Annotated in this window: 6 protein-coding genes; all 6 read left to right on the top strand. The window is 66.8% G+C overall.

The window, feature by feature from the left end:
- A partial coding sequence (locus tag QO207_RS30640) for a LysR family transcriptional regulator (protein WP_301536011.1) occupies positions 1–772 on the top strand: 772 nt, incomplete at its 5' end.
- Between the two features lie 221 nt (positions 773–993).
- On the top strand, positions 994–1494 hold the full coding sequence (tpx, locus tag QO207_RS30635; RefSeq protein WP_081516774.1) for a thiol peroxidase: 501 nt from the start codon (positions 994–996) through the stop codon (positions 1492–1494).
- 238 nt (positions 1495–1732) lie between these two features.
- On the top strand, positions 1733–3028 hold the full coding sequence (locus QO207_RS30630; RefSeq protein ID WP_301536010.1) for an MdtA/MuxA family multidrug efflux RND transporter periplasmic adaptor subunit: 1296 nt from the start codon (positions 1733–1735) through the stop codon (positions 3026–3028).
- Complete coding sequence (locus tag QO207_RS30625; protein WP_301536009.1) at positions 3025–6147, top strand: MdtB/MuxB family multidrug efflux RND transporter permease subunit; 3123 nt, start codon at positions 3025–3027, stop codon at positions 6145–6147. Before QO207_RS30630 ends, QO207_RS30625 begins: the two co-directional genes overlap by 4 nt.
- Positions 6147–9263, top strand: a complete 3117-nt coding sequence (locus QO207_RS30620; RefSeq protein ID WP_301536008.1) for a multidrug efflux RND transporter permease subunit — start codon at positions 6147–6149, stop codon at positions 9261–9263. The genes QO207_RS30625 and QO207_RS30620 overlap by 1 nt, the downstream gene beginning before the upstream one ends.
- Positions 9260–9968 (top strand): TolC family protein (locus QO207_RS30615; RefSeq protein ID WP_301536007.1); only part of this gene is annotated, 709 nt, incomplete at its 3' end. The genes QO207_RS30620 and QO207_RS30615, both read left to right, overlap by 4 nt.

Here is a 9968-nt window from a genome sequence, read left to right as displayed (position 1 = left end):
GTTGCTGCGCCGCACCACCCGACAGGTCAGCGTCACCGCTGACGGCCAGGCCTACTACGAGCGCTGCGTGCGCCTGCTGGAGGACCTGGAGGAGGCGGAGAACTGCTTCTCCGACTCGCCCGCCAATTCATCCGAAAACCCGCGTGGCAAGCTGCGGGTCGACCTGCCCAGCTCGCTCGGGCGGCTGGTGGTGATCCCGGCGCTCCCGGAGTTCTGCCGGCGCTACCCGCAGATCGAGCTGGAGCTGAGCCTCAACGACCGCCAGGTGGACCTGGTACGCGAGGGCGTGGACTGCGTGCTGCGCGCAGGTGAGCTGCCGGACTCCAGCCTGGTCGGTCGGCGCATCGCCGAGCTGGAGCAGCTCACCTGCGTGAGCCGCGCCTACGTGCAGGAGTTTGGCCTGCCCGAGCATCCGGACCGGCTCGACGGGCACCTCGCGGTGAACTACCAGTCGGCCTCCAGCGGGCGCATCTTCGACCTGGAATTCCGCTTCGACGGCCAACTGCGCACCCAGCGGCTACCCAGCCGCATCACGGTGAACAACGCCGACGCCTACATCGCTGCCTGCCGCGCCGGCTTCGGCATGATCCAGGCGCCGCGCTACCACCTGAGCGAGGGCCTGGCCTGCGGCGAGCTGGTTGAAGTCCTGCGTGCCTGGCAACCGCCGCCGCTGCCGGTGAGCGTGCTCTACCCGGTGCGCCGACAGATGTCGCGGCGCCTGCGGGTGTTCTCCGACTGGCTGACGCAGCTGTTCGCCGAGCGCGACTGGTAGGGACCGGATTGGGGCTGGAGCCGTCCCCGCTTCTGCAGGTTGTTGCCACGCGCTTCGTAGGAGCGAGCTTGCTCGCGAACCCGTTGTCCCGCGGATTATTCATCCGTGTATCCGAGCGTTACGCTCGGGAAAGTCGTGCTAGCATCTGCCCCCGGCCCCGAATCCTCTTGCGGCGCTGGCACCCTGCCAACGCCGCCATCCCTCACAGAAGGACCCAAGCAATGGCTCAAGTCACCCTCAAGGGCAACCCGGTTTCCGTCGACGGCAAGCTGCCGCAGAAAGGCGAGCAGGCTCCGGCCCTGTCGCTGGTCGCCGGCAACCTGTCCGACGTCACCCTGGAAACCTACGCCGGCAAGCGCAAGGTGCTGAACATCTTCCCCAGCGTCGACACCCCGACCTGCGCCACCTCCGTGCGCAAGTTCAACGCCGAGGCGAGCAAGCTGGCCAACACAGTGGTGCTCTGCGTTTCCGCTGACCTGCCGTTCGCCCAGGCGCGCTTCTGCGGCGCCGAAGGCCTGGAGAACGTGGTGAACCTGTCCACCCTGCGTGGCCGCGAGTTCCTCGCCAACTACGGCGTGGCCATCGCCGACGGCCCGCTGGCCGGCCTGGCCGCCCGCGCTGTAGTGGTACTGGACGAGCAGAACAAGGTGCTGCACAGCGAGCTGGTGGGCGAGATCGCCGACGAGCCGAACTACGCCGCCGCCATCGCCGCCCTGGCCTGATGGAAGGACCGGGCCAGCCCGCCAGGGCTGGCCCCATTGGCGCGGGAACCTCTCGCGCCATTTCCGGGTCGCAATGCCTCGGTAATTCGTAACCCCCGGTAAATCAAAGGTAAATAGCGGGTAAAGAGACTTTGCCTGCGGCGCTGCTGTGCTTATCGTTCAGCCTCGCTATTCTTTTTTCTTTGCGCGAAGACCTTCTCTTCCCATAAGACCTTCTTTTCTAATCAGAAAGAGCCCCATGACTGCAAGCAACGGATCGCCCTCGAAACTCCGCAAACTGCGCCCCTGGCTCATCACCGCGCTGCTGTTCGCTGCCGTGGTCGGGCTGATCATGTGGCTGCATTCGACCTCCACCGGGGCGCCTGCCGCCCAGGGCGGGCGTGGCGGGCGACCGGGTGCCGGGCAGATGGCCGGGCAGGGCGGTGCGGCGGTGACGGTCAGCGTCGCCCCGGCGCTGAAGGGTGACCTGCCGGTGCATTACCACGCGCTCGGCACGGTGACGGCCTACAACACCGTCAATGTCCGTGCGCGGGTCAGCGGCCAGCTGGTCAAGGTGCCGTTCCAGGAAGGCCAGGAAGTGAAGGCCGGCGATGTACTCGCGGTGATCGACCCGCGTCCGTTCCAGGCCGCGCTGGACCAGGCCCAGGGCACGCTGCTGCAGAACCAGGCGCAGCTGAAGAACGCGCAGATCGACCTCGCCCGCTACAAGGGCCTGTACGCCGAGGACTCCATCGCCAAGCAGACCCTGGACACCCAGGAAGCCCAGGTGCGCCAGTTCGAAGGCACCCTGAAGACCAACCAGGGCCAGGTCGCCGACGCCAAGCTCAACCTCGAATTCACCCAGGTGCGCGCGCCCATCGCCGGCCGCGTCGGCCTGCGCCAGGTGGACGTGGGCAACCTGGTCACCTCCGGCGATACCACGCCGCTGGTGGTGATCACCCAGGTCAAGCCGATCTCCGTGGTGTTCAGCCTGCCGCAGCAGCAGCTGGGCACCATTGCCCGCGAGCTGTACAGCGGCAAGCCGGTGCCGGTGGAGGCCATGGACCGCAACCAGAACCAGACCCTGGCCACCGGCGTGTTGAAGACCCTGGACAACCAGATCGACACCACCACCGGCACGGTCAAGCTCAAGGCCGGCTTCGATAACGCCGACCACAAGCTGTTCCCCAACCAGTTCGTCAACGTGCGCCTGCTCGCCGAGACCCTGCCGGGCGTGCTGACCATCCCGGCCAACGCCGTGCAGCGCGGCAACGACGGCACCTATGTGTACATGGTGGGCGAGGAGAACAAGGCCAAGCGCCAGCTGATCACCCTGGGCACCAGCGAGAGCGAGCGCGTGGTGGTCACCGAGGGCCTGAAGGAGGGCGACCGCGTCGTCGTCGAAGGCACCGACCGCCTGCGCGACGGCACCCGCATGACCATCGCCAGCTCCGACGCCAAGGCCCGCGCAGCGGCCGGCGAGGAGGGCGACAAGTCCACCGCCAAGCCATTTGGTTCGGACACCCCGGTCCAGGACAGCGGTAAGAGCGAATGAACCCGTCCCGCCTGTTCATCCTGCGGCCGGTCGCCACCACGCTATTGATGGTGGCGATCCTGCTGTCGGGGATCATCGCCTATCGCTTCCTGCCGATCTCGGCGCTGCCGGAAGTCGACTACCCGACTATCCAGGTGGTGACCCTGTATCCCGGCGCCAGCCCGGACATCATGACCTCCTCGGTGACCGCGCCACTGGAGAACCAGCTGGGGCAGATTCCCGGCCTCAACGAGATGTCCTCCACCAGTTCCGGCGGCGCCTCGGTGATCACCCTGCAGTTCAGCCTGCAGATCAACCTCGACGTCGCCGAACAGGAAGTCCAGGCGGCGATCAACACCGCGCAGAGCCTGCTGCCCAAGGACCTGCCGAACCAGCCGGTGTACAGCAAGGTGAACCCGGCGGATGCGCCGATCCTGACGCTGGCGGTGATGTCCCCGGACATGCCGCTGCCGCAGATCCAGGACCTGGTGGACACCCGTCTGGCACAGAAGATTTCGCAGATTTCCGGCGTTGGCCTGGTCAGCATCAGCGGCGGCCAGCGCCCGGCCGTGCGCATCCGCGCCAACCCCGGCGCCCTGGCGGCGGCCGGGCTGAGCCTGCAGGACCTGCAGACCACCGTCACCAACAACAACCTCAACGGCCCCAAGGGCAGCTTCGACGGCCCGACCCGTTCCTCGACCCTGGACGCCAACGACCAGCTCAAGTCCGCCGATGCCTACCGTGACCTGATCATCGCCTACAAGAACGGCTCGCCGCTGCGCGTGCGCGACGTGGCCAGCGTGGAAGACGACGCGGAGAACGTGCGCCTGGCGGCCTGGGCCAATACCTCGCCGGCAGTGGTGCTGAACATCCAGCGCCAACCGGGGGCCAACGTCATTGAGGTGGTGGACAGCATCAAGAAGATGCTCCCGCAATTGCAGGCGACCCTGCCCGGCAGCCTGGAAGTGAGCGTGCTCACCGACCGCACCACGACCATCCGCGCCTCGGTGGCGGACGTGCAGTTCGAGCTGTTCCTCGCCGTCTGCCTGGTGGTGATGGTCACCTTCCTGTTCCTGCGCAATATTTCCGCGACGCTGATCCCCAGCTTCGCCGTGCCGCTGTCGCTGATCGGCACCTTCGGCGTGATGTACCTCGCCGGCTTCTCGATCAACAACCTGACGCTGATGGCGCTGACCATCGCCACCGGCTTCGTGGTGGACGACGCCATCGTCATGGTGGAGAACATCGCCCGTTACCTGGAGCAGGGCGACGAACCGCTGGAAGCTGCACTCAAGGGTTCGAAACAGATCGGCTTCACCATCATCTCGCTGACCTTCTCGCTGATCGCCGTGCTGATCCCGCTGCTGTTCATGGGCGATGTGGCCGGGCGGCTGTTCCGCGAATTCGCCATTACCCTGGCGGTGGCGATCCTGATCTCCGGCTTCGTCTCCCTGACCCTGACGCCGATGCTCAGCGCCAAGCTGCTGCGCCACGTCGAACCGGAGCAGGAAGGGCGCTTCGCCCGCGCCGCCGGGCGCTTCATCGACAAGCTGATCGAGCGCTACGCCGCCGCCCTGCGCGTGGTGCTGCGCCATCAGCCGCTGACCCTGCTGGTGGCCATCGGCACCGTGGYGCTCACCGCGCTGCTGTATATCTTCATGCCCAAGGGCTTCTTCCCGGTGCAGGACACCGGGGTGATMCAGGGCATCGCCGAGGCGCCGCAGTCGATCTCCTTCCAGGCCATGGCCAACCGACAGCAGGACCTGGCGAAGATCGTCCTGCAGGATCCGGCGGTGGCCAGCCTGTCCTCGTTCATCGGCGTCGATGGCACCAACGCGACGCTCAACACCGGGCGCCTGCTGATCAACCTCAAGCCCCACGCCGAGCGCGACGTGACCGCCAGCGAGGTGATCCACCGCCTGCAGCCGGAGCTCGACCAGATTGCCGGCATCAAACTGTACATGCAGCCGGTGCAGGACCTCACCATCGAGGACCGCATAGCCCGTACCCAGTACCAGTTCACCCTGCAGGATGCCGACCCCGACGTGCTCGCCGACTGGGTGCCGCGCCTGGTGGACCGCCTGCAGCAACTGCCGGAACTGGCCGACGTGGCCACCGACTGGCAGGACAAGGGCCTGCAGGCCTACATCAATATCGACCGCGACACCGCTTCGCGCCTGGGCGTGAGCCTGTCGAACATCGACAGCGTGCTGTACAACGCCTTCGGCCAGCGGCTGATCTCGACCATCTTCACCCAGGCCACGCAGTACCGCGTGGTGCTGGAAGTGGCGCCGGAATTCCAGATCGGCCCGCAGTCGCTGGAGAACCTCTACGTGCCCGCCAGCGACGGCACCCAGGTGCGTATGTCGAGCCTGGCCAAGGTCGAGGAGCGCCACACGCTGCTGGCGATCAACCACATCTCGCAGTTCCCCGCCGCGACCATCTCCTTCAACCTGGCCAAGGGCGTCGCCCTCGGCGAGGCGGTGCAGGCGATCCGCGATGTCGAGGCGCAGATGGAGATGCCGGTCAGCCTGCAGGGCAGCTTCCGCGGCGCCGCCCAGGCGTTCGAGGCCTCGCTGTCCAACACCCTGCTGCTGGTGCTGGCGTCCATCGTCACCATGTACATCGTGCTGGGCATCCTCTACGAAAGCTTCATCCACCCGGTGACCATCCTCTCTACGCTGCCCTCGGCGGGCGTGGGCGCGCTGCTGGCGCTGATGCTCTCGGGGCAGGACATCGGCATCGTGGCGATCATCGGCATCATCCTGCTGATCGGCATCGTCAAGAAGAACGCGATCATGATGATCGACTTCGCCCTGGACGCCGAACGCAACGAGGGCAAGCCGCCCCATGAGGCGATCTACCAGGCCTGCCTGCTGCGCTTCCGGCCGATCCTGATGACCACCATGGCCGCGCTGCTCGGCGCGCTGCCGCTGATGCTCGCCGGCGGTGCCGGCGCCGAGCTGCGTCAGCCGCTGGGCGTCACCATGGTCGGCGGCCTGCTGGTGAGCCAACTGCTGACGCTGTTCACCACGCCGGTGATCTACCTGTACTTCGACCGCCTGGCCGCACGCTGGGCCGCCTGGCGTGGCCGCCACGGCCTCGACGTGAACAGCATCGACCCGGCGGAGCGCACCTGATGGGCGGCCTGTCGCGCCTGTTCATCCTGCGCCCGGTCGCCACCTGCCTGCTGACCCTGGCGCTGATGCTGGCCGGCGCGCTGTCGTTCAGCCTGCTGCCGGTGGCGCCGCTGCCCAACGTCGATTTCCCGACCATCCTGGTGCAGGCGTCGTTGCCCGGCGCCAGCCCTGAGACCATGGCCTCCACCGTGGCGACGCCGCTGGAGCGCTCGCTGGGGCGCATCGCCGGGGTCACCGACATGACCTCCAGCAGTTCCCTGGGCAACAGCACCATCATCGTCCAGTTCGACCTGTCGAAAGACATCGACGGTGCCGCGCGCGAAGTGCAGTCGGCGATCAACGCGGCGATGAGCCTGCTGCCCACCGGCATGCCGAACAACCCGACGTACCGCAAGGCGAACCCGTCGGACATGCCGATCATGATCCTCACCCTGACCTCGGATACCTACACCCGCGGGCAGATGTACGACCTCGCCTCGACCATCGTCTCGCCCAAGCTGGCGCAGGTTAAGGGGGTAGGGCAGGTGAGCATCGGCGGCTCCTCGCTGCCGGCGGTGCGCGTCGACGTCAATCCGGACCAGCTCAGCCAGTACGGCATTTCCCTGGACACGGTGCGCAACGCCATCAACAACACCAACGCCGACGGGCCCAAGGGTTCGCTGGAGTTCGGCGAGCGGCACTGGCAGGTCGACTCCAACGACCAGCTGCGCAAGGCCAGCGAGTACGCCCCGCTGATCGTCCACTACAACGCCGACACCGGCGCGGCGGTGCGCCTGCGCGACGTGGCCAAGGTCACCGATTCGGTGGAGGACGTGCGCAACGCCGGCTTCTCCGACGACCTGCCGGCGGTGCTGCTGATCATTACCCGCCAGCCGGGCGCCAACATCATCGAGGCCACCGACGCCATCCACGAGCAGCTGCCGATCATCCAGGACGTGCTCGGCCCGCAGGTGAAGCTGTCGGTGATGGACGATCGCAGCCCGTCGATCCGCTCCTCCCTGGAAGAGGCCGAGCTGACCCTGGTCATCTCGGTGATCCTGGTGATCCTGGTGGTCTACCTGTTCCTGCGCAACGGCCGCGCCACGCTGATTCCCAGCCTGGCGGTGCCGGTGTCGCTGGTGGGCACCTTCGCGGTCATGTACCTGTGCGGTTTCTCGCTGAACAACCTGTCGCTGATGGCGCTGATCATCGCCACCGGCTTCGTGGTGGACGACGCCATCGTGGTGGTGGAGAACATCGCCCGGCGCATCGAGGAGGGCGATCCTCCCATCCAGGCGGCCATCCGCGGCGCCAGAGAGGTGAGTTTCACCGTGCTGTCGATGACCCTGTCGCTGGTGGCGGTGTTCATCCCGCTGCTGCTGATGGGCGGCATCACCGGGCGGCTGTTCCGCGAATTCTCGGTGACCCTGGCGGCGGCCATCCTGGTGTCGCTGGTGGTGTCCCTGACGCTGACGCCGATGCTCTGCGCGCGCCTGCTCAAGCCGGTCGAACGGGGGCCGAAGAAGGCCTCGGTGGAACGCCAGAGCAACCGCTACTTCGTCGCCTTCATGCAGCGCTACCGCGCCAGCTTGAGCTGGGCGCTGGAGCATTCGAGGCTGATGGTGATGATCATGCTCGGCTGCATCGCGCTGAACCTCTATCTGTTCGTGGTGGTGCCCAAGGGCTTCCTGCCGCAGCAGGATTCCGGGCGCCTGCGCGGCTTCGCAGTGGCCGACCAGAGCATCTCGTTCCAGGCGCTCGACAAGAAGATGGCGCAGTTCCGCAAGATCCTCTCCGAGGACCCGGGCGTGGAGAACGTGGTGGGCTTCGTCGGCGGCGGCAAGTGGCAGTCGAGCAACACTGGCTCGTTCTTCGTCACCTTGAAGGACATCACCGAGCGCGACTCCGCCGAAGCCATCGTCACCCGCCTGCGCAAGAAGCTGGCGGAAGTCCCTGGCGCCAACCTGTTCCTGGTCGCCGGCCAGGACGTGCGCATCGGCGGCCGCCAGGGCAACGCGCAGTACGACTTCACCCTGCGCAGCGATGACCTCAACCTGCTGCGCGAATGGGCGCCGAAGGTCGAGGCGGCGATGAACAAGGTGTCGCAGATCGTCGACGTCAGCAGCGACGCCCAGGACAAGGGCGTGCAGAGCCGCCTGGTGATCGACCGCGACCGCGCGGCGAGCCTGGGGGTGAACGTTGCCGAGGTGGATGCGGTGCTGAACAACTCCTACGGCCAGCGCCAGGTCTCGACCATTTTCAACCCGCTGAACCAGTACCACGTGGTGATGGAAGTCGCCCAGCCGTACCAGGAGTCGCCGGAAGAGCTGCGCCAGGTCTACGTGATCAACAGCGAAGGGCAGCGTATCCCGCTGTCGTCCTTCACCCACATCGAGCCGAGCCGCGCGCCGCTGGAGGTCAACCACCAGGGCCAGTTCGCCGCCACCACCTTCTCCTTCAACCTGGCCCAGGGCGCGCAGATCGGCCCGGCCCGCGACGCGATCCTGGCGGCGGTGGAGCCGATCCACCTGCCGATCGAGATCCAGGCCACCTTCGAAGGCAACGCCGGCGCCGTGCAGGACACGCAGAACGACATGCCCTGGCTGATCCTGCTGGCGCTGGTGTCGGTCTACATCGTGCTGGGCATCCTCTACGAGAGCTACGTGCACCCGCTGACCATCCTCTCGACGCTGCCCTCGGCAGGTGTCGGCGCGCTGCTCACGCTGATGCTGTTCCGCACCGAGCTGTCGCTGATCGCGCTGATCGGGGTGATCCTGCTGATCGGCATCGTCAAGAAGAACGCGATCATGATGATCGACTTCGCCCTGGACGCCGAGCGTACCCAGGGCCTGTCACCTCGGGATGCGATTCTGGAGGCGGCGATGAAGCGCTTCCGGCCGATCATGATGACCACCCTGGCCGCCATCCTCGGCGCGCTGCCGCTGATCTTCGGCATCGGCGGCGACGCCGCGCTGCGTCGCCCGCTGGGCATGACCATCGTCGGCGGCCTGATCGGCAGCCAGTTGCTGACCCTCTACACCACCCCGGTGGTTTACCTCTATCTCGACCGCCTGCGCCATTGGGTCAACAAGAAGCGCGGCGTGCGCACCGATGGCGCCCTGGAGACACCCGTATGATCCGCCCCCGTTCCCTGCTTTCTCCGCTGGCATTGGCGCTGGCCGTGACCCTGGCCGGCTGCGCCATCGGCCCGGACTACCAGCGTCCCGAGCTGACGGTGCCCGCCAGCTTCAAGGAGGGCCAGGGCTGGCAGCTGGCGAAGCCGCAGGACGGCTTCAACCACGGCGCCTGGTGGGAGCTGTACGGCGACGCCACGCTCAACGACCTGCAGGCCCGCCTGGTGGCCGCCAACCAGACCCTGGCGCAGTCGGTGGCGTCCTACCGCCAGGCCCAGGCGCTGGCCAAGGGGGCGCGTTCTTCGTTCTTCCCCACTATCAGCGCCGACGTCGGCAAGACCCGTTCCGGACAAGGCACTGGCAGCGGCGGCAGCGTGCGCCTGCCTGACGGTTCCACCGTCAGCAGCGGCGGCGGCAGCAGTTCGATCAGCAACAGCTATTCGGCGAGCCTCGGCGTGAGCTGGGAACTGGACCTGTGGGGCAAGCTGCGTCGCCAGCTGGAAGCCGATACCGCGAGCATGGACGCCAGTGCGGCGGACCTCGCCAACTCGCGGCTTTCCCTGCAATCCCAGTTGACCCAGAACTACCTGCAACTGCGGGTAATGGACCAGCAGATCAAGCTGCTCAACGACACGGTCACCGCGTACCAGCGCTCGCTCAAGCTCACCGAGAACCAGTACAACGCCGGCATCGGCACCAAGGCCGACG

It is taken from the genome of Pseudomonas sp. CAN1 (genome assembly GCF_030462585.1).
In the GTDB taxonomy this organism is placed as follows: Bacteria; Pseudomonadota; Gammaproteobacteria; order Pseudomonadales; family Pseudomonadaceae; genus Pseudomonas.
Note: the sequence above shows the minus strand (reverse complement) of the source record. Positions and strands in the feature narration are given on the sequence as shown.